This is a genomic window from Flavobacterium sp. AK-345, from assembly GCF_058310175.1.
In genome coordinates, this window is record NZ_JBZEER010000015.1 from 1 (window position 1) to 24,811 (window position 24,811).

The 24,811-nt window shown below is 31.8% G+C and carries 22 protein-coding genes; 14 read left to right on the forward strand and 8 right to left on the reverse strand.

The window, feature by feature from the left end:
- Positions 1-112: 112 nt before the first annotated feature.
- Positions 113-793 (reverse strand): DUF4294 domain-containing protein, encoded by a 681-nt coding sequence (locus tag AC4FQ3_RS20250; RefSeq protein WP_491183058.1) that lies wholly within the window; start codon positions 791-793, stop codon positions 113-115.
- A gap of 81 nt (positions 794-874) precedes the next feature.
- Here AC4FQ3_RS20250 and AC4FQ3_RS20255 point away from each other — a divergent pair, with 81 nt between their 5' ends.
- From AC4FQ3_RS20255 to AC4FQ3_RS20280, 6 genes are all read left to right on the forward strand, one after another.
- Complete coding sequence (locus tag AC4FQ3_RS20255) at positions 875-1,963, forward strand: M42 family metallopeptidase (protein WP_491183059.1); 1,089 nt, start codon at positions 875-877, stop codon at positions 1,961-1,963.
- A gap of 60 nt (positions 1,964-2,023) precedes the next feature.
- Positions 2,024-2,704 (forward strand): response regulator transcription factor, encoded by a 681-nt coding sequence (locus tag AC4FQ3_RS20260; protein WP_491183060.1) that lies wholly within the window; start codon positions 2,024-2,026, stop codon positions 2,702-2,704.
- A complete protein-coding gene (locus AC4FQ3_RS20265; protein WP_491183061.1) occupies positions 2,701-4,065 on the forward strand; it encodes a sensor histidine kinase in 1,365 nt (454 codons plus the stop codon). Before AC4FQ3_RS20260 ends, AC4FQ3_RS20265 begins: the two co-directional genes overlap by 4 nt.
- A gap of 82 nt (positions 4,066-4,147) precedes the next feature.
- Positions 4,148-5,395 (forward strand): TolC family protein, encoded by a 1,248-nt coding sequence (locus AC4FQ3_RS20270; protein ID WP_491183062.1) that lies wholly within the window; start codon positions 4,148-4,150, stop codon positions 5,393-5,395.
- 11 nt (positions 5,396-5,406) lie between these two features.
- Positions 5,407-6,492, forward strand: a complete 1,086-nt coding sequence (locus tag AC4FQ3_RS20275; RefSeq protein WP_471733262.1) for an efflux RND transporter periplasmic adaptor subunit — start codon at positions 5,407-5,409, stop codon at positions 6,490-6,492.
- A gap of 3 nt (positions 6,493-6,495) precedes the next feature.
- The gene (locus AC4FQ3_RS20280; RefSeq protein ID WP_491183063.1) at positions 6,496-9,594 is read left to right on the forward strand and encodes an efflux RND transporter permease subunit; all 3,099 of its coding nucleotides are present in this window, start codon (positions 6,496-6,498) and stop codon (positions 9,592-9,594) included.
- Positions 9,595-9,956: 362 nt separating this feature from the next.
- On the opposite strand, the gene AC4FQ3_RS20285 is transcribed toward AC4FQ3_RS20280, so the two are convergent.
- The 6 genes from AC4FQ3_RS20285 to AC4FQ3_RS20310 form a co-directional block, all read right to left on the reverse strand.
- Positions 9,957-10,337 (reverse strand): ankyrin repeat domain-containing protein, encoded by a 381-nt coding sequence (locus AC4FQ3_RS20285; protein WP_042566461.1) that lies wholly within the window; start codon positions 10,335-10,337, stop codon positions 9,957-9,959.
- A 680-nt stretch (positions 10,338-11,017) separates the two neighbouring features.
- Complete coding sequence (locus tag AC4FQ3_RS20290) at positions 11,018-11,974, reverse strand: phosphoribosylaminoimidazolesuccinocarboxamide synthase (protein WP_073398284.1); 957 nt, start codon at positions 11,972-11,974, stop codon at positions 11,018-11,020.
- Between the two features lie 176 nt (positions 11,975-12,150).
- Positions 12,151-12,738, reverse strand: coding sequence for a DUF502 domain-containing protein (locus AC4FQ3_RS20295; protein ID WP_491183064.1), 588 nt, complete (start codon positions 12,736-12,738; stop codon positions 12,151-12,153).
- Positions 12,739-12,855: 117 nt separating this feature from the next.
- The gene (locus AC4FQ3_RS20300) at positions 12,856-13,689 is read right to left on the reverse strand and encodes a Cof-type HAD-IIB family hydrolase (protein ID WP_302096424.1); all 834 of its coding nucleotides are present in this window, start codon (positions 13,687-13,689) and stop codon (positions 12,856-12,858) included.
- A gap of 137 nt (positions 13,690-13,826) precedes the next feature.
- Positions 13,827-14,189 carry a DUF1801 domain-containing protein gene (locus tag AC4FQ3_RS20305; protein WP_042566465.1) on the reverse strand — a complete coding sequence of 121 codons (363 nt, stop codon included), beginning with the start codon at positions 14,187-14,189 and terminating at the stop codon, positions 13,827-13,829.
- 224 nt (positions 14,190-14,413) lie between these two features.
- Positions 14,414-15,364, reverse strand: a complete 951-nt coding sequence (locus AC4FQ3_RS20310; protein ID WP_042566466.1) for a PhoH family protein — start codon at positions 15,362-15,364, stop codon at positions 14,414-14,416.
- Between the two features lie 183 nt (positions 15,365-15,547).
- Between AC4FQ3_RS20310 and AC4FQ3_RS20315 the strand changes: the two genes are divergently transcribed.
- The 6 genes from AC4FQ3_RS20315 to AC4FQ3_RS20340 all read left to right on the forward strand — a co-directional run bounded on the left by AC4FQ3_RS20315 (position 15,548) and on the right by AC4FQ3_RS20340 (position 21,936).
- Entirely contained in the window at positions 15,548-16,375 is an 828-nt protein-coding gene (locus tag AC4FQ3_RS20315; RefSeq protein ID WP_042566467.1) for an SAM hydrolase/SAM-dependent halogenase family protein, read from the forward strand.
- A gap of 365 nt (positions 16,376-16,740) precedes the next feature.
- A complete protein-coding gene (locus AC4FQ3_RS20320; protein WP_302096427.1) occupies positions 16,741-17,037 on the forward strand; it encodes a putative quinol monooxygenase in 297 nt (98 codons plus the stop codon).
- Positions 17,038-17,266: 229 nt separating this feature from the next.
- Positions 17,267-17,992, forward strand: coding sequence for a gliding motility-associated ABC transporter permease subunit GldF (gene gldF, locus AC4FQ3_RS20325; RefSeq protein WP_491183065.1), 726 nt, complete (start codon positions 17,267-17,269; stop codon positions 17,990-17,992).
- On the forward strand, positions 17,992-19,677 hold the full coding sequence (gene gldG, locus AC4FQ3_RS20330) for a gliding motility-associated ABC transporter substrate-binding protein GldG (protein WP_491183066.1): 1,686 nt from the start codon (positions 17,992-17,994) through the stop codon (positions 19,675-19,677). Before gldF ends, gldG begins: the two co-directional genes overlap by 1 nt.
- A gap of 107 nt (positions 19,678-19,784) precedes the next feature.
- Entirely contained in the window at positions 19,785-20,903 is a 1,119-nt protein-coding gene (dnaN, locus tag AC4FQ3_RS20335) for a DNA polymerase III subunit beta (RefSeq protein ID WP_042566471.1), read from the forward strand.
- A gap of 403 nt (positions 20,904-21,306) precedes the next feature.
- On the forward strand, positions 21,307-21,936 hold the full coding sequence (locus tag AC4FQ3_RS20340; protein ID WP_042566472.1) for a DsbA family oxidoreductase: 630 nt from the start codon (positions 21,307-21,309) through the stop codon (positions 21,934-21,936).
- A 54-nt stretch (positions 21,937-21,990) separates the two neighbouring features.
- Here AC4FQ3_RS20340 and AC4FQ3_RS20345 read toward each other — a convergent pair whose 3' ends face one another.
- Positions 21,991-23,022, reverse strand: coding sequence for a LacI family DNA-binding transcriptional regulator (locus AC4FQ3_RS20345; RefSeq protein ID WP_491183120.1), 1,032 nt, complete (start codon positions 23,020-23,022; stop codon positions 21,991-21,993).
- Between the two features lie 205 nt (positions 23,023-23,227).
- Here AC4FQ3_RS20345 and AC4FQ3_RS20350 point away from each other — a divergent pair, with 205 nt between their 5' ends.
- Together AC4FQ3_RS20350 and AC4FQ3_RS20355 are read left to right on the forward strand one after the other, a co-directional pair.
- Positions 23,228-23,680 carry a NanQ anomerase/TabA/YiaL family protein gene (locus AC4FQ3_RS20350; RefSeq protein WP_491183067.1) on the forward strand — a complete coding sequence of 151 codons (453 nt, stop codon included), beginning with the start codon at positions 23,228-23,230 and terminating at the stop codon, positions 23,678-23,680.
- A gap of 176 nt (positions 23,681-23,856) precedes the next feature.
- Positions 23,857-24,669, forward strand: a complete 813-nt coding sequence (locus tag AC4FQ3_RS20355) for an SDR family oxidoreductase (RefSeq protein WP_491183068.1) — start codon at positions 23,857-23,859, stop codon at positions 24,667-24,669.
- The last annotated feature ends 142 nt before the right edge of the window (positions 24,670-24,811 follow it).

Sequence of the window (24,811 nt, forward strand, 5' to 3'; positions counted from 1 at the left end):
TACATATATAATTAAAGAAGCTTCTCCTTATATATAGGTAGCAAAAAATAAACCCGACAAGTTTAAAAAATGTCGGGTTGTGTTATTTATTCTATTACTATATATAGGTATATTATTTTTTATTGAGTGTTTTTGCCTTTTCTTCCCAATGCTCCATCAAATCATTATAATTAACTGGATTTGCAGGTTTTTGATTTATTAATCGACCGGATTCAAATGCTCTCACAAGAATTGTTTCTATTAAATAGTCTTCATTAACTTCATAGGGCTTATATTCTGTTTTTAAACTTATGTCGAACAAATTGGCCGTGGTATTTGAAACAAATGCCTTGAAACCACTTTTTAGAGTTCGAATTAATTCATATGTTGTAATTCCGGTTTGACGATGAATTAATTTTACCAAAATTTGACCTTGTTTTCTAGAAAGCTTTTTAAGGCGTTGTTCAAATTCATTATTAAGGTAATCTTCTACAATTTTAAAATATTTCTTTTTCTCACGATTTGTTTTTAAACGCGCCATTCCTTTATTTAAAGCTGTCAGTCTATCTGATGCTAATTTTGCGTACGGATAGGTTTTATAAACTCTGTTTTGAAGAATCAAAAATTGTTTCTGCGCTTCGGGGTCCAGCTTTTCTTTAGATATTATAATCTCTGGCAACTCGATTGTATCGTTTAAGATAGAATCTTGTTCGGTAAGTATATATCCCATTTCCTGATTTTCTTTTGGAGTAACCTGAGCCTGAGTTGTAAAAGAAACCGATATAAAAAACAAAATAATGTAGGTAAATCTCATAGAGTCATAATTTAAATGTAAAATTATATATTTATATACAACTCTAATACCAAATTTATAAATTAGCGCAAAAATATTTTTATGAGTACGAAATCTATCTTAAAAGATACCTCTATTGCTTTTCTGGAAAGTTACCTAAATAACGCCTCTCCTACTGGTTATGAAAGTGAAGGGCAAAAACTTTGGATGAATTATTTAAAACCTTACGTTGATACCTTTATTACGGATACTTATGGTACTGCTGTAGGAGTTATCAATCCTGATGCTCCTTTTAAAGTAGTCATTGAGGGACATGCTGATGAAATTTCCTGGTATGTAAACTATATAACTGATGATGGTTTATTATATGTAATTCGCAATGGTGGTTCTGATCATCAAATTGCGCCTTCTAAAAGGGTTCACATTCATACTAAAAAAGGAATTGTAAAAGGAGTTTTTGGATGGCCTGCAATTCATACTCGTTTGCGTGACAAGGAAGAAACTCCAAAACTGAGTAATATTTTTATCGATTTAGGCTGTGAAAACAAAGAACAGGTTGAAGCGATGGGTGTTCATGTGGGGTGTGTGATTACATATCCTGATGAATTTATGATATTAAACGAAAATAAATTTGTTTGTCGCGCTATAGATAACAGAATGGGCGGTTTTATGATTGCCGAAGTTGCCCGTTTATTGCATGAAAATAAAAAGAAATTACCTTTTGGATTGTATATTGTAAACTCTGTTCAGGAAGAGATTGGTTTGCGTGGTGCCGAAATGATTGCACAAACTATTAAACCAAATGTAGCAATTGTAACTGATGTTTGTCATGACACAACTACTCCTATGATCGATAAAAAGGTTGAAGGCGACCTTAAAATGGGAAAAGGTCCTGTTATTGTTTATGCACCGGCTGTACAAAATAAATTACGAGATTTAATTATAGATACTGCCGAAGAAAATAAAATTCCGTTTCAACGCAGTGCGATTTCAAGAGCCACCGGAACAGATACTGATGCTTTTGCTTACAGTAATGGTGGTGTGGCTTCGGCATTAATTTCGCTGCCTTTACGTTATATGCATACTACTGTAGAAATGGTTCATAAGGAAGATGTTGAAAATGTTATTCAATTGATTTATGAATCTTTATTGAAAATTGAAAACAATGAGACTTTTTCTTATTTCAAATAAAAAATAATTTTAAACGTCAATTCGGTTATTAATTGGCCGAATTGACAAATAAAAAACAGTATGAAAATTTTACTACTCGAAGACGATTTTACTTTATCTAAAGAAATCTCAACATTCTTTACTTTAAAAGGATTCGAGTGTATTCCTTATTATGATGGTTCATTATTATTGAAAAAATATTTTCCGTATGAATATGATTTAATAATTCTGGATATTAATGTTCCCGGAATAAATGGAATTGATGTTTGTAAAGGTATTCGCGAAGTCGATAAAAAAACACCTATTATAATGTTGACTGCTTTTAGTGAAATTGAAGATAAATTGACTTCTTTTGATAACGGAGCTGATGATTATTTGGTAAAACCTTTTCATTTTGAAGAATTATATGCCCGAATTTCATCTCTTTTAAGAAGAAAAGAGATTCCGCAACAGGTTGAGAAAAAAATTTCTATTGAAGATTTAGAAATATTAGAAGATGACATGAAAGTTTTTCGCTCTGGCGAAGAAATTAAATTAACCCCAAAAGAGTTTAAACTTATTTTGATTTTGGCTCATGCCAAAGGAAAAGTGCTTTCTAAACAATTTATTGCCGAAAAACTTTGGGATTATCATATAGAAACAAATCAGAATACAATTGAGGTTTACATTAATTTTTTAAGAAAGAAAATCGATAAAGACCATGAAATAAAATTGATTCGAACCAAAATTGGCTACGGCTATTATTTAAGCAATCAGGAATGACTTTAAAAAACCGAATATCACTTTTAGTAAGTTTATTATTTACAATCCTTTTTGGGTTGGCTTCTACATTGATATTTGTTTTATATTCTAATTTTAGAAAAGAAGAATTCCGTGATCGATTAGAAATAAAAGCACTTTCTAATATTAAATTACTGGTAAACGTTAAAGAAGTAGACGATCAGCTTTTGAAAATGATTGATCAAAATTCGATTAATAAATTGTATGATGAAAAGACATTGGTTTTTGATTCTCACTTTAAACTTATTTATAGCAGTATTGATGATGCTAAAATTAACTGGTCTATTGATGATTTAAAATATTTAAAGAAAAATAAAACTTTTTTTAAACAGCAGGGCGATTATGAAGTTTATGGTGTTTTTTATGACACTAAAGACAAAGACTTTTATGCCCTTATATCTGCAACAGATGATTATGGTAAACGAAAATTACTTTTTTTACGATACACCTTAATTATATCTTATATCTTTTTTACTTGTATTTGTTGGGTCTTAACTTCATTCATGGTAAAAAAGGCAATGAGTCCTTTAAATATATTCCATCAAAAAATTAAAAATATAAACGAGAATAATCTTGATACTCGTATTGCTTCTAAAAGCAATAAAAATGAAATTGATTTGATTGCAAATGAATTTAATTTCATGATGGATCGCATCGAAATGTCTTATCAAAAACAAAAAGAGTTTACCGCACACGCTTCGCACGAGCTTAGAACTCCCCTATCCAGAATTACATCGCAAATTGAAAATACTATTGAAGATTCGGCAACATCTATAAAGGGTAAAAACTTTTTAAAAACTATTTTATCTGATGTGAACCAATTAACCGAATTAATTAATTCGTTGTTGATTTTGTCTAAAATAGACAATAAAAATCATGAGAATTATGAAGTTCAAAGAATGGATGAGATTTTATTTTCTGCTATTGAAAATTTAAATAAAAGCTTTCCTGATTTTGTTATTCTTTTTGAAATGGAAGAAAATGAAAATCTGGATACTGCATTAGAAATAAAAGGAAATAAAAATCTGCTAGAAATCGCTATAAGTAATGTTCTGAAAAATGCTTGTGTTTACTCTGACAACAAACAAGCTATTGTAAAAATTAGTATTGAAAACAATGACCTTATTATTTCAATTTCTAATATTGGAAAGACTTTAACGGAGAACGAACAAAAAAATCTCTTTCAGCCTTTTATGCGTGGCGAAAACTCAAAAGGAACTGCAGGTTTTGGGCTTGGATTACGTATTGTAAACCGCATTTTAACGCTGCATAACGCCAAAATTACATATAGTGTTCCTTTTGAAAACACCAACTTATTTCAGTTGATTTTTCATTCAACTTAAATTTTTAAGGTCTTTTTAAGTTCTTTCTTAAGGTGTCTTAAAGTCTCACGATAGCATCTTTGTATCAAATAAAACCGATACAATGAAAAAGTTATTTGCAATACTACTATTGATTTTAATACATCCGGTAGGTTTCGCACAAAAGCCATTCACTTTAGAAGAGTGCGAAAGTCAATTTCTAAAAAACAATCTTTTCCTGCTTGCATCTCAATACAATATTGATGCTTCAAAAGCACTTACAATTCAGTCCAAAATTTGGGAAAATCCAACAATTACTGCAGAATTAAATGCGTACAATCCTGAAAGAAATCAATATTTTGATATTGGAAAAGAAGGGCAAAAGGCATTTGGTATCGAACAGCTAATTTATTTAGGTGGAAAAAAACGCAATGAAATTAAATTGGCGCAAACTAATGAGAAATTAGCCGAGCTACAATTTAATGATTTATTAAGGACGTTAAAACTACAATTACGCAAAAGTTTCTATACCGTTTATTACAACACAAAAAGTCTCGAAACGACTGACGATCAGTTAACTCATATTGAAGATTTAATCAACTCCTATTCTGTTCAGGTTCAAAAAGGAAATATTCCCTTAAGAGATCTTGTTCGTTTACAATCGTTATATCTAAATTTTAAAAACGAACGAATGGAGGTTGTAAATGATAATATTGAAGAACAGGGAAACCTGAAATTATTATTGAACTCACAAGAAAATATAGTTCCTCAAATTTCTAAAGAAGAATTTAATAAATATCTAAAAGAAATTCCTTTTGATCTTAAAAACTTTCAGGATGAAGCAATTGCAAATCGCCCTGATTATCTGGCTAAACAAAAAGACATCGAAGCAAATGAACTGAATGTGAAATGGCAAAAATCTCTTTCTGTTCCTGACATTACGGTTGGTGCCACTTACGATCAGCGAAGCGGTGCTTTTAACAAAGAAGCTAATCTTACACTTGGAATTCCTTTGCCGCTTTGGAACAAAAACAAAGGAAATATTAAATATGCCCAAACCATTCTAGAGCAATCAAAAGTTGAAAAACAAAATTTTGATCTGCAATTGCAAACCGAAATTACATCGGCATGGAACAAATGGGACGAATCCCGTAAAAACTATATTGTAATAAAACCAACAGTAAATTCAGATTTTGAAGCTGTTTACAACGGTATTTTAACCAATTTTCAAAAACGAAATATCAGTTTACTGGAGTTTACAGATTTCATGGAAAGTTATAATCAGGCTGCTGTTCAGTTAAATGAACTAAAGAAAAGAGTAGCACTTTCCGGGGAAGAATTAAATAGTACAATCAACAAAGACTTATTTTAAAACTAAATAAAATGAAATATAAACTAATTATAGGAATTGCTCTTGTCAGTCTATCAATTGCAAGCTGCAAAAAAGAAGTTGAAAACCCTGAAACCAATACTTCTTTTGCATTAAGTGATGCAATGCTAAAAACTACTACAACAGCTGTTGCACAAACACAATCTGTAAAAAATGAATTAAGTTTTTACGGAAAAATTACAGCTGACAATAATAAAATGATAGACGTTTATCCCCTTGTTGGTGGAAATGTAATCAAAGTAAATGTAGAACTTGGAGACTATGTTCGCAAAGGTCAGGTTTTGGCAACTATTAGAAGTACTGATGTTGCCGATTTTGAAAAACAATCTATCGATGCAAAAGGTGATTTATTAGTGGCCAAAAATAAGTTGAAAGTAGCTCAGGAATTATTCGACGGAAAATTAAATTCTGAAAGTGATGTTTTTGAAGCAAAATCAGAAGTAAATAAAGCACAGTCTCAATTAAGCAAGATTCAGGAAACTTATAAAATTTATAATATTAAAGCAGGATCTATTTATGAAGTTACAGCTCCAATTAGTGGTTTTATCATCCAAAAAAGTATCAATCAGGATATGCTTTTAAGAAACGACCGCTCTGAAAATATTTTTGATATAGCTGAAATTAGTGAAGTTTGGGCATTAGCCAATATTAATGAAATCGATATTAATAAAGTAAAATTAGGAATTGATGCTGACGTTACAACTTTAAGTTATCCTGATAAAGTTTTTAAAGGTAAAGTCGATAAAATCTTTAACGTGATTGATCCTGAAACAAAAGCTATGCAAGCTCGCATAAAATTGCATAATCCGGATTTTATGCTAAAACCGGATATGAATGCAAATATCAAATTATCTTATAATGAAGGAAAATCAATGATTGCCGTACCCAGTAAAGCAATTGTTTTTGATAAAAGTAAAAACTTCGTAATGGTATTTAAAGATCGTCATAATATTGAAACCAGACAAGTTGAAGTCTATAGTGTTGTTGGTGATGTCACTTACATTTCGAATGGTTTGAAAGAAAACGAGAAAGTTATTACAAACAATGAGTTATTTATTTATCGCGCTTTAAACGAATAAGACATGAACAAATTCATACGAAATATTATTGCTTTTTCGCTTAAGAATAAAGCATTTACCTTCTTTTGGGTAGGATTACTGGCTGTTGCAGGATTTATTTCTTTCAAAAATATGCCAATCGATGCTTTTCCGGATGTAACGAATACTCAAATTATTATCATTACACAATGGAATGGAAAAAGTGCTGAAGAGGTAGAACGTTTTGTTACTTCTCCTATAGAAATCTCGATGAACTCGGTACAAAAAAAGACCAGTGTTCGTAGTATTACCATGTTTGGATTATCTGTTATTAAAATTATTTTTGATGATGGTGTCGATGATACCTTTGCACGTTTGCAGGTAAACAACTTATTAAAAAATGTATCGTTACCAGATGATGTAGAACCAGATGTGCAGCCACCTTATGGGCCAACCGGTGAAATTTTCAGATATATTGTAAAAAGTGACAGTCGAGATAGTAGAGAGTTATTAACTTATCAAAACTGGATTATTGATAAACAGCTTCGTTCTGTTCCTGGTGTTGCCGATTTAAATGTTTTTGGAGGTCAGACTAAAACTTATGAAGTTGGTGTTGATCCAATAAAATTAGCAAAATACAACATTACGCCGCTTCAGGTTTATAATGCTGTTAATGCAGGAAACTTAAATGTTGGTGGAGATATTATCGAAAAGAATGGGCAGGCATTTGTTGTACGCGGTGTCGGGCTTTTAAAATCGATTCAGGATATTGAAAATATTATTGTAGATGATGCCAACGGAAATCCGATTTTAGTAAAAAACTTAGCTTCTGTTTATGAAAGTTCAATGCCAAGAGTTGGGCAAACCGGTTTAGGCAAAAATGACGATGCTGTTGAAGGAATCGTTGTAATGCGTAAAGGTGAGAATCCACAGGAGACATTGGCATTGATTAAAGCCAAAATAAAGGATTTGAATGACAATGTTCTTCCAAAAGACATTAAAATAGAAACTTTTTACGACCGTGATAATTTGATGAATTTCACGACAGAAACAGTAATGCATAACTTATTTGAAGGTATTATTCTTGTAACCTGTGTCGTGTTTCTTTTTATGGCAGATTGGAGAACAACTTTTACAGTTTCTATAGTAATTCCGTTATCGTTATTGTTTGCCTTTTTGTGCCTGAAAATGATGGGGATGAGCGCTAATTTGTTGAGTTTGGGTGCAGTCGATTTCGGAATTATTATTGATGGTGCGGTGGTAATGGTCGAAGGATTATTTGTGGTATTGGACCACCGTGCACATCAATTAGGAATGACGGCATACAACAAAATTGCAAAAGGCAGTTTGATTAAAAAAACGGGAGCAGAAATGGGGAAAGCTATTTTCTTTTCTAAATTAATCATTATAACTGCTTTACTTCCAATTTTCTCATTTCAGAAAGTGGAAGGAAAAATGTTCTCACCGTTGGCTTATACTTTAGGTTTTGCCTTAATGGGAGCGTTACTTTTTACTTTGACATTAGTACCGGTTTTATCGCATTTACTTTTAAATAAAAATGTAAAAGAAAAAAATAATCCGTTTGTTAATTTCTGGGATCGAATTGTTAGTAAAAGTTTTGCCTGGACATTCAAGCATAAAGTAAAAACTTTAATCGCTTCGACAGCTATTTTAGTAGCCGTTTTCTTTTCGGCTACGTTTTTAGGAACTGAATTTTTACCTCAATTAAATGAAGGCGCTTTATGGGTAACGGCCGAATTACCGATGAGTACTTCTTTGCCGCAAAGCGTAGAAACAGCCGCAATGATTAGAAAAGATCTGGAAAGTTTTCCTGAAGTAAAAAATGTTTTATCTCAAACCGGAAGAAGTAATGACGGAACTGACCCGAATGGTTTTGGTTTTATACAGCTTCAGGTTGATTTGAAACCCAAATCAGAATGGACACGAAAAATTACGATGGATGATTTGATTAATGAAATGGATCAAAAATTAAAAGTTCATCAGGGAATTACTTATAATTATTCGCAGCCTGTTATTGATAATGTTGCTGAATCTGTTGCTGGTTTTAAAGCCTCAAATGCTGTTAAAATTTATGGTGATGATCTTGACAAACTTGATGAATTATCAAATGAAGTTTTAGCTCAAATAAAAGATATTCCGGGTATTAAAGATGCCGGAATTTTAAGAAACGTTGGACAACCGGAAATCAGTGTAATTCTTGATAGAGATAAAATGGCCGCTTATGGAGTAACTTTAAGTGATGCTCAGGCTGTTCTGGAACTTGCTTTTGGAGGAAAAACAGCAACTCAAAAATATGAAGATGAAAAGAAATTTGATGTAAGGGTTCGTTTTTCTAAAGAATACCGTAAAGATGAAAATGACATTGCTGAATTGAAAGTTCCAACAATTAGCGGAATCAAAATTCCATTGAAAGAAATTTGCGATCTAAAAACCGTTACTGGTCCGGCTTTTATTTACAGAGATAATACCAAACGTTTTATTGGAGTTAAATTTTCTGTTCGTGATCGTGATTTAGGAAGCACAATTGCTGAAGCTCAGGCAAAAGTGGCAAAAATGAAAATGCCGCAGGGATATACTGTTGGCTGGACAGGAGAATTTGAAAATCAGGTTCGTGCCAGTGCGCGTCTGGCTCAGGTGGTTCCAATCAGTTTAATCGGGATTTTTGTTTTACTGTTTATTTTGTTTGGAAATATTAAAGATTCATTACTTGTATTGGCGAATGTTCCGTTTGCAATTATTGGAGGAATCATGGCTTTGCATCTTACAGGAATGAATTTTGGAATCTCTGCCGGTGTTGGTTTCATTGCCTTACTAGGGATTTGTATTCAAAACGGTGTAATTCTAATTTCTGAATTCCACCATAATCTAAAAGCAAAACTATCTCTCGAAGAATCCATTTTTATTGGAGTAAAAGCCCGAACAAGAGCTGTAGTCATGACGGCGCTTATGGCCTCAATAGGTTTAATGCCAGCTGCAATTTCAACAGGAATTGGTTCTGAATCACAAAAACCATTGGCAATTGTTATTATTGGAGGATTAATTACTGCAACAATCTTAACATTATTAGTGTTCCCAATTATATTTTGGGTATTCAATCGAAAAAAGCACGTTCCTATTGAATAGTGTTTTAAAAATAAATTAATTTGGTTTGATTAATTTGACTTGGTTTTAAAAAAGAAAAGCATCATTATTATTAATGGTGCTTTTTTGATTTTAAGCTTTAAGGCTTTTTAAGATCAAAAAAATGAATTTTACCGCAGAGTTCACAAAGATTTTTTACTATTAGCCTTTTATAAAAAACACAAAGTTCGCAAAGCTTTGTATTGATTAAGCTTTGCGAACTTTCTGTCTAATAGGAAGTACAATCTTTGTGAACTCTGCGGTAAATAACTACTCGATAATAATCAATTTCAAATTACCACAAAAAAAAAGACCTTCTGCTCAAAGAAGATCTTTTTTGTACTAACTCAAACTTTTTTAAACTATTATTTTAAATCTTTCAAAAGAGCGATTGCATCTGTTGCGTTTGATAATTGTGCGTATTTTAAAGCTGTATATCCTTTTTCGTTTTTGTCACCAGGGCGAGCGCCGCTAGCTAATAAAACTTTAATAATTTCAACTTTGTTGTAACGTGCAGCTGTCATTAAAGGAGACATATCGTCTGACTTTTCATTAACATTAGCACCATATTCAATAAATTTTTTAACTACTTCGATGTCACCTTTACTAACAGCAACGTTTAGTGGAGTTGCGTCCCAAGCTGAAACTTCAACTGGTTGTTTAACTACTACTTGTTGATTTGAAGCCATTGAAACATTTGCAAATGCAACTAAAGCTAGTCCTAAATAAATAACTGAATTTTTCATAATGATTTGTGTGTTAAATTGATTGATAAATATTTGATTGATAATGGGTTGTTGTTAAATTCTATACAAATGTAAATTAAATTCCGGTATATTGCATTGCAAGGTACTTTGTTTTAACTAATTCTTAACGTTTAATTAATAAACTAATAATGACAAGAGCGTTTAATTGACGTTTCCATATAATAGACGCTGCAAAAGTAAAAATGTTACACTTAATTGAATATTTTCTGAAAAATAATTCGTGAAATATTCAGAAAACGAACAAACAATCCTCTATCTTTTTAACGTTAGTTCAAAAGGAAGTGCAAAAAAAGCTCGAGAATTAAATAAAAACTAAATAAATAGCGAGTAAAATATAAATTAACAATCTAAATACGTCAATTTTAAAGAAAAGCTAAAAAGAAAGAAAATACATCTGATTTCAATGCGTTTCTTTAACATTTTTTTCAATAAATTGAATTTGTGCGAGTTTTTAAATCTGTATTTTAACTTAAAACACACTTCATAAAAAGGAAAAAAATCATAAAAAGTGTGAAAGACAATTGAAGATTTAGAGACAAAACAAAAAGCCACAGATTACATGATCAAAAGATTATTAAAATCAAATTAATCATGTAATATGTGGCTAAATATTCTCAAGCTTGACTTACAGATAATTTCTATAAGACAAGATAAAATAACTATTTTTTAGAAGCGAGATATTCTACAACGTTTTTTTCAATACGCTCATCAATATTGTCAATGTTTGCCTTAACAAATTTTTCTCCTAAAATATTCTCGTATAACTCAATATATCTTTCAGAAACAGATTCTATATAAGTATCTGTCATTTCTGGAATTTGTTGTCCTTCCTGACCCTGGAAACCATTTTCAATCAACCAGCGACGAACAAACTCTTTAGATAATTGTTTTTGCTCCTCTCCTTTTTCCTGTCTTTCCTGATATCCATCAGCATAAAAATAACGAGAAGAGTCTGGAGTATGAATTTCATCAATTAAAACAATTACACCGTCTTTTGTTTTTCCAAATTCGTATTTAGTATCAACTAAAATTAAACCACGGCTTGCAGCAATTTCAGTTCCTCTTTGAAACAAATCACGTGTGTATTTTTCTAAAACAATATAATCTTCTTCAGAAACAATTCCTTTTGCTAAAATGTCTTCACGAGAAATATCTTCGTCGTGAGAACCATTATCTGCCTTTGTAGTTGGCGTGATAATTGGTTTAGGAAACTTATCATTTTCTTTTAAACCTTCGGCCATAGTTACTCCGCAAATTTGTCTTCTTCCTGCTGCATATTCACGGGCAGCATGACCAGAAACATATCCGCGAATTACCATTTCTACTTTAAAAGGCTCACATAAATGACCTACAGCAACATTAGGATCTGGTGTTGCAATCAACCAGTTTGGTACAATATCTTCTGTTAACTCCATGAATCTTGTAGCAATCTGATTCAAAATTTGCCCCTTGTACGGAATCCCTTTGGGTAAAACCACATCAAAAGCCGAAAGTCTATCCGTTGCCACCATTACCAAAAGTTCATCATTAATATTATAAACTTCTCTAACTTTTCCTCGGTAAACTGATTTTTGATTTGGGAAATTAAAATTTGTAGTTGTGATTGTATTGCTCATTATCCTAAAGTTGTGTTTTGTTTTATGAATGCAAATTTAAAACTATTTCACAGAGTTACACAATGAAAAGACAGAGATCATCAAGAAATGTGATATTTTATAAATTATAATCTCTTCAAAAAAATAATATTCCAATAAACGTATTAATTATCTGCTACTTAAAATACAAAAAGAAACTATTTGAAACTCAAAATTCCCTTACCTAATGTTTTTACTGAAGCATCAAAATTGCCTAAAGTTGTAGCAGGCAATCGTTTTATATCAGCAGTGCTTACAATATAAATTTGTCCCTGATCTTTTGCGGGAGCAGTTGGCACAAAAACCACAGCATTTCCTTCTGTATTTTCTTCAATTAAGTAAGCGGGCTGCCAATAAGTGCCAAACTTCAATAAAACCGGTAAATTGGTACTTGGATTTTTTACTTTTTTAATCAGTTTTTCTTCTGCCAGCTTTTTATTTTTTTCGTAACCCGGCAAAAAAAACATTAATTTATCATCAATCCAGTCTGCTATTTTTTTTAAGAAAGAAAATTGCATTAGATAACCACTGAAATAAATCAATAGAATTAAAAATATTCCACCAATAATGTCACTTCCTATTGTACCTAAGACTTTATCGATATGCAATAAGTGAGCAAATTTATCACCGTACTTTCTAAAAAATCCCCATACCTTCTCGAGGATCATAAAAAACACAACCAATGGCAATAAAAGAATAATTCCTGAAATACAATTTCTTTGAACCTGAAGTAAAAAATTTTTCATGGTATTGCAGATTAAATTAATATCAAAAAAAAAACTTATCCAAAAATAAGATAAGTTTTACAAAATTAAAGATTTAGTACCAATGAGCAATACATCAATTGGTTAATTATTTAAATATTAATCAATTACAAATTCTTTATTTAGTATTTTAGATGAAATATATCTTGCAACGCCATCTTCGGCATTGGTTTTTATAACTTCTAATTCAGGCAAAGTTTCTTTTAATAATGCCGGGGCGTTCCCCATAATTAAACCTTTTCCAGATGCCGATAACATTTGAACATCATTAAAACCATCTCCAAAAGAAACAACCTGTTCTAATGTAAAACCTTCTTTTTCTAATACAGTTTCAATCGCAACAGCCTTATCTATAGATTTATCCATAAATTCTAAACAAGTTGGTAAGCTGAATGCGTGATGCAAATGCTCAGAAGAATTGGCTAGAATATCATCTTTTAATTTTACTAATTTTTCATGGTTGTCGCAGGAAAAGAAAATTTTAATGGCGCCAAAGTCTTCTAGTTTTTTATAGTCGACCAATTCAGGGCGGTAGTTTAATTTTTCCTGAAAAGCATTTAATTTTTCACTTACTTTATTCGTTTGCCAAACATTTTCTTTAAATAAAACAACTGTAATTTCGGGATCAATTTCAACATTTAGAGCAGCTTTTACAACATCGCTGTCTAAATTAAAAGAGAATAATTCTTCTTTTTCCGGAGAATGAATTCTCGCTCCGTTTGAACTTACCAAATAAACCGGTACTTCGAGTTTTTCAATAATAGCCATCGCGTCAAGATGGTGACGTCCTGTAGCTACAACTATAAGATAATTTTGATTGTGAAGTTCCTGAAAAATTGATTTAGTGTAATCTGATATTCTGTGCTGTGTGTTAAGTAAGGTTCCGTCTAAGTCACTTACAACAACTTTTATATTCTTAAGTTTAGAAGTCATATTAAAATCAAGTATTTATGATATACAAATCTACGATTTTAACAACAGTTGAGCAAAGATTACCAAGCATAAAAGCCCGAAGACGGGCAAGTTTATTATTTATTTAACTATTTGGTTAAATAATATATTATCCTATTTTAAATCCTTACAGCTCCTGAATTATATAAGTTCAGGGCTTTTTGCAAGATAATTTCGATTCTGTCCAATGGCAGATCTTCATTAGAATCGACCAGCATAATCTTCATTCGCGAACGTTTATCCTGAACTAAAAAAGATTCATTAAAATAAGATCCTTCTACTATTCCAATATAAGGTTTCTTGCGTTTTTTATCTATCCATAAATAGCAAAACATTTTACCTTTATAGTAAAAAAATGGCATCCCGTATTTTATTACATTAGTAATATTTTGGTCTCTCCTTAAAATAATATCCCGCAACGCAATTAGTGTTCCTTTTACAGGTTCTTCCTGGTTTAAATAAAATTCATCTAGCTGATTCATCGGCGCATAACTTTTTTTATTGTGCTAAAAAGTACCTGCAAATTTATAAAGGAAGAATCATTATTTATTTAAAAAAAATTAATTTATAAGTAATTTTAACTTAACTTGTAAAGTTTTACTTAAAAAAAAATATTCGTTTTATGCATTTTTAAAAAAAATGCATAAAACGAATACTAAAACATCAAAAAAACAGTTACGATTAAATCAAATATTTAAATTTAGTATTAATCGTGATTTTCAATTTGTTTATAAGCATCGATTACCTTTTTCACTAATCTGTGGCGTACGATATCTTTATCATCGAGATAAATAATACCAATTCCGTCAACGTCTTTTAAAACCAAAATAGCTTCTTTCAGACCAGAAATAGTTCTGCGTGGTAAATCGACCTGTCCTGGATCACCCGTAATCATAAATTTTGCGTTTTTTCCCATACGGGTCAAAAACATCTTCATTTGTGAGTGGGTTGTGTTTTGCGCCTCGTCAAGAATTACAAAAGCATTATCAAGTGTGCGCCCACGCATAAATGCTAATGGTGCAATCTGAATAATTCCTTTTAAAATGTAATCTTCGAGCTTTTCATTTGGCAGCATATCGCGCAAGGCATCATAGAGAGGCTGCATGTACGGATCTAGTTTTTCTTTCATATCGCCGGGTAAAAAACCAAGATTTTCTCCTGCTTCTACCGCCGGACGCGTTAATATGATCCTTTTTACTTCTTTCTCTTTAAGTGCTTTAACAGCCATTGCCACACCTGTATACGTTTTTCCTGTTCCAGCGGGACCAACTGCAAATACCATATCATTTTTTTTAATGGTATCTACCAGTAATTGCTGGTTGGGCGTCATGGCTTTAATTATTTTACCGCCAACACCGTGCACTAAAATTTTGTCATGATCATATGATTTTCTTTCATCCTGACCATCACTCATAATGACACGTTCGATAACATTATCGTCAATGTTATTGTATCTCGTAAAATGAAGCATTAGTCTTTGAAACCTTTTCTCGAATTCATCTAAAACTTCTTTTTCGCCAAATGCTTTCAAAGTAGTACCTCTCGCAACGATTTTAAGCTTTGGGTAATACTTTTTAATTATTTCAAGATGAGTGTCCTGAGCGCCCCAAAAGTCTTTTGGAGCGATGTCTATGAGCTCGATTATTCTTTCGTTCAAATGAGGTAGTTTTAAATTAAAAATAAATTTGTTTTTGTAAATCTATTGCTGTCGGGTTGTTTATATCTTTAAATGCAAATTGTCTTTTGTTTCTTTCAATTTGCATTTAGTATTACTAGATTTGCATATCTCAAATTTAATGAAAATTAGATTTAAAAACTACCAATAGTTATAAACAAAATTATGTCAATAATTACCCTTACTACTGATTACGGCTTAAAAGACCACTTTGTTGGTTCGCTAAAGGGTAAGATTTTATCTGAATATTCAGAGGCTCAAATAATTGACATTTCTCATGACATAGATCCGTTTAATACTGCCGAAGCAAGTTATATTATTGGAGCATCTTATTTAAGTTTCCCAAAAGGAACCGTACACCTTATTGGTGTTGATATTGAACGCAATAAAGAAAACCAGCATATCGCTATGCAATGGAATGATCATTACTTTATTTGTGCCGATAACGGAATTTTAAGTATGCTTACGCAGAAAATCGTTCCCGAGAAAATTGTTGCCATTAATATTCACGATCGTTTTCCAGCTGAATCTACCGATTTGGATATTTTTATCCAGGTTGCCTGTCATATTGCAAAAGGCGGATTATTAAATGTTATTGGCAAAGAAATTACGGCTATTAAAGAGGTTACAGAATTACAGGCAGTTGTTGCCGGTGATGGAAATTCAATAAAAGGATATGTAATTTATATCGATCATTTTGGAAACGTAATTACAAATATTTCGAAAAAACAATTTTTAGAAATCTCACGTGGTCGCCCGTACGAAATTGTCATGAATACAAAAAACATCAAAACTATTTTACCAAATTATTCAGCAATTGCGACATCTGATAAATATCCAATAAAAACCTACGAAGGCGAAAAACTGGCTATTTTTAATGAAGCCGGATTTCTTGAAATTGCCATTTTTAGAAGTAATCCATCAAAAGTGGGTTCTGCAAATAGTTTGTTAGGATTGAATTATCGTGATGTGATTACAATTCAGTTCTTGTAGGGATTTTTGATTTTAGAGTTCAGATTTTAGATTAAATGGAATACAGATTTTGTGGATTGAATAGATTTACACTGATATTCATTCTCATTTCATCATACTAATGAAGAGATTATTCATTGCATTATAAACATAGCCCACGGTTGAAACCGTGGGAATGCATAATGATAGGCATTGTGTCCCCACGGTTGAAACCGTGGGCTATATTTGAAATACGAGAAGGCATTAGAATCCAAAAAAAATATGTATTTATAATATTTTATTTTTTCCTGAAAAGAACAATCAATTTTGGTATTTTTGCGCACCTGAAACGATTTTCAATCTAAAATCTATCCCGAGGCGTCGGGACAGAAATCTAAAATTATAATATGTTTGTTCGAATAGTAAAAATGAGCTTTCACGAAGAAAAAATTCCTGATTTTCTGGAAAATTTTGAAACTGTGAAAGATAAAATACGAAATGCAGAAGGAAACCGTTTTTTAGAATTGTATCAGGACAAAAATGATAAATGCATATTTTTTACCTACAGTTATTGGGAAACCGAAGCTGATTTAGAAAATTACAGACAATCTGAACTTTTTAACTCTGTTTGGAGTTTTACAAAAAAACTATTCAATGCAAAACCGGAAGCGTGGAGCGTTGATAAAATTGTTTCTTTAGTTTAAAGTTTCAGGTTTCAAGTTGCATACGTAACGTAAAAATTGGAACGAATTAATCGCAAAGAACGCAAAGAAAATATTTAAAAGGTTTAGAAAACACAAAGTTCGCAAAGCTGGAACTTGAAACCTGAAACTTGAAACAATATAAATAATTAAAATATAAAAGGTTTAGAAACGTAAAGTTCAAAGTAAAGCAACTTGAAACCTGAAACAAGAAAAACTTGAAACAAAACATATGAAATCAATCATTTTAAGAGAAATAAAATCTTTTTTTGGCTCTCCTATTGGCTATTTGGTTATTGCTATATTCTTAATTAGCAACGGACTATTTTTATGGTTTTTTGAAGGAGATTACAATATACTGAATACCGGTTATGCAGATCTGACTCCGTTTTTTACTTTAACGCCGTGGATTTTAATTTTCCTGATTCCGGCCGTAACGATGAGAAGTTTCTCTGACGAAAAAAAACAAGGAACTCTTGAATTACTTTTAACCAAACCATTGTCAATTTGGGAAATCGTAAACGGAAAATTTTTAGGTTCATTATTTCTGATTGTTTTAGCCATTATTCCAACATTTATATATGTAAAAGTAATTTCTAATTTAGGTTTACCCGAAGGAAATATCGATATGGGAAGCACTATTGGTTCTTATTTCGGATTATTGTTTTTAATAGCTGCTTATTCTGCTATCGGAATTTTCACTTCTACCCTATCAGAAAATCAAATAGTTGCTTTTATCATTGCTGTTTTTTTATGTTTTCTTTTTTATTTTGGTTTTGAAGGTTTAGCAACATTCATTCCTGATTTCAGCAATATTATTGTCGCTTTTGGTATGCAGGATCATTTTAAAAGTATGAGCCGGGGCGTTATTGATACACGCGATGTTATTTATTTTTTAAGCATCACCGTATTATTTTTGTCTTTTACTGTTTATCAATTAAAATCATTTAAAGCCTAATGAAAGCATCCAATCAACAAAATATCAAAGCATTAGGTATTACAGTTTTCGTTCTAATCGTTTTAAATGCATTAGGAAGTTTATTTTTCCACCGATTTGATTTGACAAAAGACAAACGATATACTTTATCTGAAACCTCTTTGCAAATCGTAAAACAGGTTAAAAATCCGCTATCAATCAAAATTTATATGCAAGGCGATTTACCTGCAGATTTTAGACGTTTACAACAGGAAACCAAACAATTATTAGAAGAATTTCAGGCTTATAACGCTAATATTGTTTTCGAATTTGTAAATCCTATGGAAAACGAAGACGAAAGCATGGAAGTCGTAAAATCACTTTACCAAAAAGGATTAACGCCAATAAATATTACTGTTGACGACAAAGGAAAACAATCACAGGCAATGGTTTTTCCGTGGGCAATTGCCGTTTATGATAATAAAGAAGTTAATATTCCATTACTAAAAAACATAATGGGTGCTTCGACAACACAAAAAGTAATTGGATCAATTCAGCATTTAGAATATTCGATTGCAGACGCTATTAATAAAATAACAAAAGCCAAACAAAAGAAAGTTGCCATTATAAAAGGAAACGGTGAAATAAACGAAATTCATATTGCCAAGATGCTGATGCAAATTCGCGAAAGCTATTACATCGGACCTTTCACATTAGATTCTGTTGCTAAAAATCCAACCGGAAGTTTAGATGCTTTAAAAAAATATGATTTAGCCATTATCTCAAAACCAACCGAAAGTTTCTCTGATGAAGAAAAACAGGTTTTGGATCAATTCATTATGAACGGCGGGAAAACTTTATGGTTAATCGATCAGGTTGCGGCCGATATGGACAGTTTATACAATCAATCCGGTGCAACTCTGGCTTACCCAAGAGATTTGAATTTGAACGATATGTTCTTTAAATACGGCTTTAGAATTAATCCTGATTTGGTAAAAGACGAACAAGGAAGTCCAATAAAACTAGCCACTGGAGAACAAGGAAGCGCAACTCAATATCAGGATTTTGTATGGAAATTTGCTCCGCAGGTATATCCTACAAGCAAACATCCAATTGTAAAAAACCTGGGCGGAATTAAATTTGATTTTGCAAATCCAATAGATACTTTAAAAAACGGAATCAAAAAAACAGTTTTACTGCAATCGTCTCAATACTCAAAAGTTATCGGAACTCCGGCAGAAATTAATTTGAATATTGTAACCGAAAAAACGTCTCCGGAAGAATATTTAAATAAAGGAAACTTACCGCTTTCGGTTCTGTTAGAAGGAAATTTTCATTCTGCTTTTGAAAACCGTGTTTTACCTTTTAAGGAAAATGATTTTATTGCAAAAGGGAAACCAAATAAAATGATTGTAATTGCAGATGGCGATTTAGCCCGAAATCAATTGGACAAAAACAGGCAGCCGGTTGAATTAGGTTACGATCAGCGTACAGGAAACCTGTATGACAACAAAGATTTTATCATGAATTGTATCAATTATTTGCTGGATGATACAGGACTTATTAACATTAGAAGCAAGGATGTTGAACTGCCTTTATTGGACAAAGAAAAAGTTTACGAAAATTACAGCATAACACAATTCATAACTATCGGACTTCCAATTGCAATTTTATTGATATTCGGGCTTGTATTTACTTACATCCGAAAAAGAAAATACAGCAAATAGATGTTAATAAAAAAATTGCGAAACTAAGATTGTTTACGATATATTTGTAAAACCTATCTTAGTTGAAGAAAAACTAAAGAAAAGAGCAAAAAAATAAAACAAAAGACATGAAATTTATAGTATCGAGTTCGTACTTATTAAAACAATTACAAGTTTTAGGTAGTGTAATTAACAGTAACAATACGTTGCCTATTTTAGATAACTTTTTATTTGAACTAGACAATGATGCGTTGACAGTTTCAGCTTCAGATCTTGAAACTACAATGTCTGCTACATTATCTATCGATTCTAAAAGTAAAGGAAGCGTTGCTGTACCTGCCAAACTTTTGCTTGAAATTTTAAAAACGTTCCCGGAACAACCTTTAACTTTTACAGTTGAAGACAACAATACAGTTGAAATTAGTTCAAACTCAGGAAAATATGCATTAGCATATGCCGCCGGAGAAGAGTTTCCAAAAGCTGTAAATCTTGAAGATCCATCTGTAACACTTGTTCCAGCTGATGTTTTGGCAACTGCAGTAAGCAAGACTATTTTTGCTGCCGGAAATGATGATTTACGTCCGGTAATGTCTGGAGTTTTCTTCCAGTTCTCACCAGAAGGTTTGACTTTTGTAGCAACAGACGCTCATAAATTAGTTAAATATGCACGTACAGATGTAAAAGCATCTCAGGTTGCAGATTTTATTATGCCTAAAAAACCTTTGAATATTTTAAAAAGTATTTTAGGATCTTCTGACGCTGAAGTAAAAATTGAATACAACGATTCAAATGCGACTTTCTCATTTGACAATTATATTTTAATGTGTCGTTTAATTGATGGAAAATACCCAAATTACGAAGCGGTAATTCCTAAAGAAAATCCAAATAAATTAATGATCGACCGTTCTTTATTTTTAAGTTCTGTTCGTCGTGTTGCGATTTTCTCAAACAAAACAACACACCAAATTCGTTTAAAAATTGCCGGAGCCGAACTTAATGTTTCAGCAGAAGATATTGATTACTCTAACAAAGCCGAAGAAAGATTGACTTGTGATTATCAGGGAGACGACCTTCAAATTGGTTTCAATTCACGTTTTTTAACTGAAATGTTAACCAACTTACAATCAGACATGATTATGTTAGAGATGTCATTGCCTAACAGAGCTGGGATTTTAACTCCAGTTGATGGCTTAGAAGAAGGAGAAACCGTTACCATGTTGGTAATGCCTGTAATGTTAAATAGTTAACATCAAAACTCCTTTTTGTTACAGGGATTTTTTTTAATTTCAAATTAAAGACATATCATTGTAAAAAAAAACATCGCTATTAACCAACCATTTTTTATACCTAGAAACCGCAATTTTTTCAAAAGAGTTGCGGTTTTTTATTTTGGGGACTTTTTGTTTCAAGTTTCAAGTTGAAATGTGATAAGATGTTTCGCAGATTTTTACCGCAAAGACGCAAAGTTTTTCGCAAAGTTCGCAAAGCTAATAACACAAGCTTTGCGAACTTTGCGTTTTTACGGACAAAGTAAATCTAAAAAACCTTGCGCCTTTGCGGTAAAATGACAAAGTTGCTCTACCCTCATTTCAACCTGAAACCTGAAACAAACAAAAACCTGAAACAAATTTTTTCCTTAACTTTGTATTTATGAAAATAGAAATTTGGTCGGACATCATGTGTCCGTTTTGTTATATCGGAAAAAGACAACTGGAAACAGCTTTAGCTGAATTTCCAGATGGAGAATTTGAAATTGAATGGAAAAGTTTTCAACTTGACCCAACTATTACGCCACAGTCAGGAAAAGACGTTTACACGTTTCTTGCTGAAAGAAAAGGTATCTCTATTGAGCAATCAATAGAAATGCACAAAGGTGTTGTAGAACGCGCAAAAAGCGTTGGTTTGGATTATCATTTTGATAAGGCAATTATTTCCAATTCACTTACTGCACATCGCATTATACATTTGGCAAAAACCAAAAATTTAGGCGATGAAATGGAAGAGATTTTCTTTAAAGCTTATTTTACTGATGGAAAAGATCTAAATGATGCGCAGACATTAGTTGAATTAGGCTCTAAAGCCGGTTTAGATTCAAAAGAAGTACAAGAAATTATAGAAAATGAAAACCTTTATCTAAACGACGTAAAAAGCGATATTAGAGAAGCTCAGGAAATTGGCGTTCAAGGAGTTCCTTTTTTTGTTTTTGACAGAAAATATGCTGTTTCCGGAGCACAGCCTGTTGAAGCTTTTGTAAATACTATCAGAGAAGTACAGAAATAATTTTGATTTTAGATTAACAATTCATTTTATCAAAACGGATTGTTAATCTAAATTTTATTTTTTCGCAGGAAAATAATTCTCTTTTAAAATAATCTCCAACGGAATATAATTGGTATTTTCTACTGTTTCCTGTAAAACTAATTTTTTATACAAATGATTAATCCCCATATACCCCTGTTCTTCAGGTCTTTGATTGATTAAAAAATCAATTATTCCTTTATTTAGGTATTCTATGTTTTCTTTCAATAAGTCGTAACCAATTATACGAACGCCCTTTATATTGTTTTGTTCTAAAAAACGGGCAACAATATAAGCTCTGGAATTAGGCACAAAAACACTGTTTATTCCCGAAAATATTTCCAACGATAATTGATCAATTCCGGAATCTTTAATAGTAACTTCCGAGAATTTAAAATTAGTAAGTTCGTTATGATCTTTAAAAAAAGAATAAAAACCATTAATACGCTGTAAATAAACAGATGTACTTTCTATTTCTCTGGTGATTTTAAAAATCAGAACCTGTCTTTCGTTATTTACCGCAAAACTAATCAGTCTTCCAGCCAGATAACCGCTTTGAAAAGCATCCTGTCCCACATAAGCGTGTTGATCATTACTCGAAATATTTGAATCGATCATAACAACCGGAATATTTTTCTTTTCATATTCGTTTAAAAACCGAACGGATTCTTCATAAAAAATTGGAGCAAACAATAATCCATTACAATCAAAGTCTAATACTTTTTCAACCGTTTTTTTGAATGAAGCTTCGTTAAAATCATAGAAAAAATAATCAAGCACAACTCCAAATTTTCCAAATTCAATGGCTGCTTTTTCTATTCCGGTAATCTGACTTTTCCAATATTCTATATTTTCATACTTAGGCAAAAAAACTGCAAAGCGAAACTTCTTATTTAATGCCAGATTACTCGCCAAAATATTGCGTTTATAGCCATATTGTTCAATTATAGCATTTACTTTATCTACATTATCCTGAGTAACCTGTCCGCGATTATGAATTATCCGGTCAACAGTTCCTGGTGAAACATTAGCTAATTCTGCTATTTTTTTGATTGTTATGATAATGATTTATTTTTTAAGTTAAAAGGGGATTTTTAAGTCTGTAAAATTAATTTTTTTTGGATATGATGAGTTGTTTTAGAAAACTTTTTATATACATTTGTAAAGCTCGTGTGCGTACACGTAAAATTACATAATTTACATACAAAATCGTAAATTATTTTTCTTTTTTGAAATAATTACACATAAAAAAATCAAATACAAAATTTAAAATATGATTATAGACATTTTAAATAATGCAAAGAGATATTCAGATTTACATCCGAATTTTAAAAAAGCATTTGATTATTTAAGTCAAAATGATTTGAATAATCTTGAACCTGGTTCGTTTGAAATTGCAGAAGGATTAAAAGTAATTGTAATTTCCGGAGAAGGGACAACCAGAGAAGAAAGTATAAAAGGGTTTGAATGTCATGATCAAAATATTGACATACAATATTCTATAAATGGCCCTGAAACTTTTGCCTGGAAACCAAGAGAAAAATGCGTGAATCCAAACGGAGATTACAGCGACGAAAGAGATGTTCGTTTTTTTCACGACAAACCCGATACATTTTTTGAATTGCAGGAAGGACAATTTTGTATCCTGTTTCCCGAAGATGTTCACGCTGCAATGATTGGCGATGGAATTATTAAAAAAATTGTTATAAAAGTAAAGATTAAATAAATTCCAATTTTTTAAAATTCCAAATTCCAAACTAAAAAATAAATTCCAAATTTTAAATAGCAAATTCCAATCTTAAAATTAAATTTTAAAATTTCAAATCCCAATTTTTAAAGCTTGCGATTGGAATTTGGAATTTTAAAAAATTGGAATTTAATCAACACAAATAAACTAAATACATGAATTCAATATTTAACCTTGAAGGAAAAATTGCCCTAATCACCGGTGGTGCTGGCGTATTGGGAAGCAATTTTGCAAACGTTTTGGCAAAACAAGGCGTAATTGTCGGCATTGTTTCTCAATCGATTGACAAAGCCAATAAAACAGTTGCAGAAATCGAAAGCATTGGCGGTAAAGCTTTTGCGATACAAGCCAACGTATTAAACAAAGAAGAACTGGAAAAAGCCAAAGATGCTATTGTAGAAAAATACGGTCGTCTTGACATTTTGATTAATGCTGCGGGAGGAAATATGCCAGGCGCAACCATTCAGCCCGATCAGGCAATTTATGACATGAAAAGCGATGATTTACAAAAGGTAATCGATTTGAATATCATCGGAACCATGCTTCCTTCGCAGGTTTTTGCAGAACTTTTTGCGAAACAAAAACAGGGAATTATTATCAATATTTCGTCGGCATCGGCACAAAGACCGTTGACGCGAGTGGTTGGTTATTCGGCTTCAAAAGCGGCGATTGATAATTTTACACAATGGATGTCGGTTGAACTGGCTTCAAAATATGGGGAAGGAATTCGTGTAAATGCTATTTCACCGGGATTTTTTATTGGAGAACAAAACAGAGCTTTATTATTGACTCCCGAAGGAAAATTAACCCCAAGAGGAGAAAAAATCATCGAACATACACCAATGGGAAGATTTGGAACTCCGGAAGATATTGACGGTGCGCTTTTATTTTTATGCAGCGATATGTCCAAATTTGTAACAGGAACAATTATAAAAGTAGATGGTGGATTTGCCGCAACGAGTATTTAAAATCTGCTATTTGACTCCTGCAATCCCGAAACTTCGGGACAAAACCTTGTAGGTATGCAAGACGGCCTGTTTGTCTACAATCTTTGTCATGAGACGCAGATTAAACGGATTTGCTTTGCAAAGACGCGGATTTAAACGGATT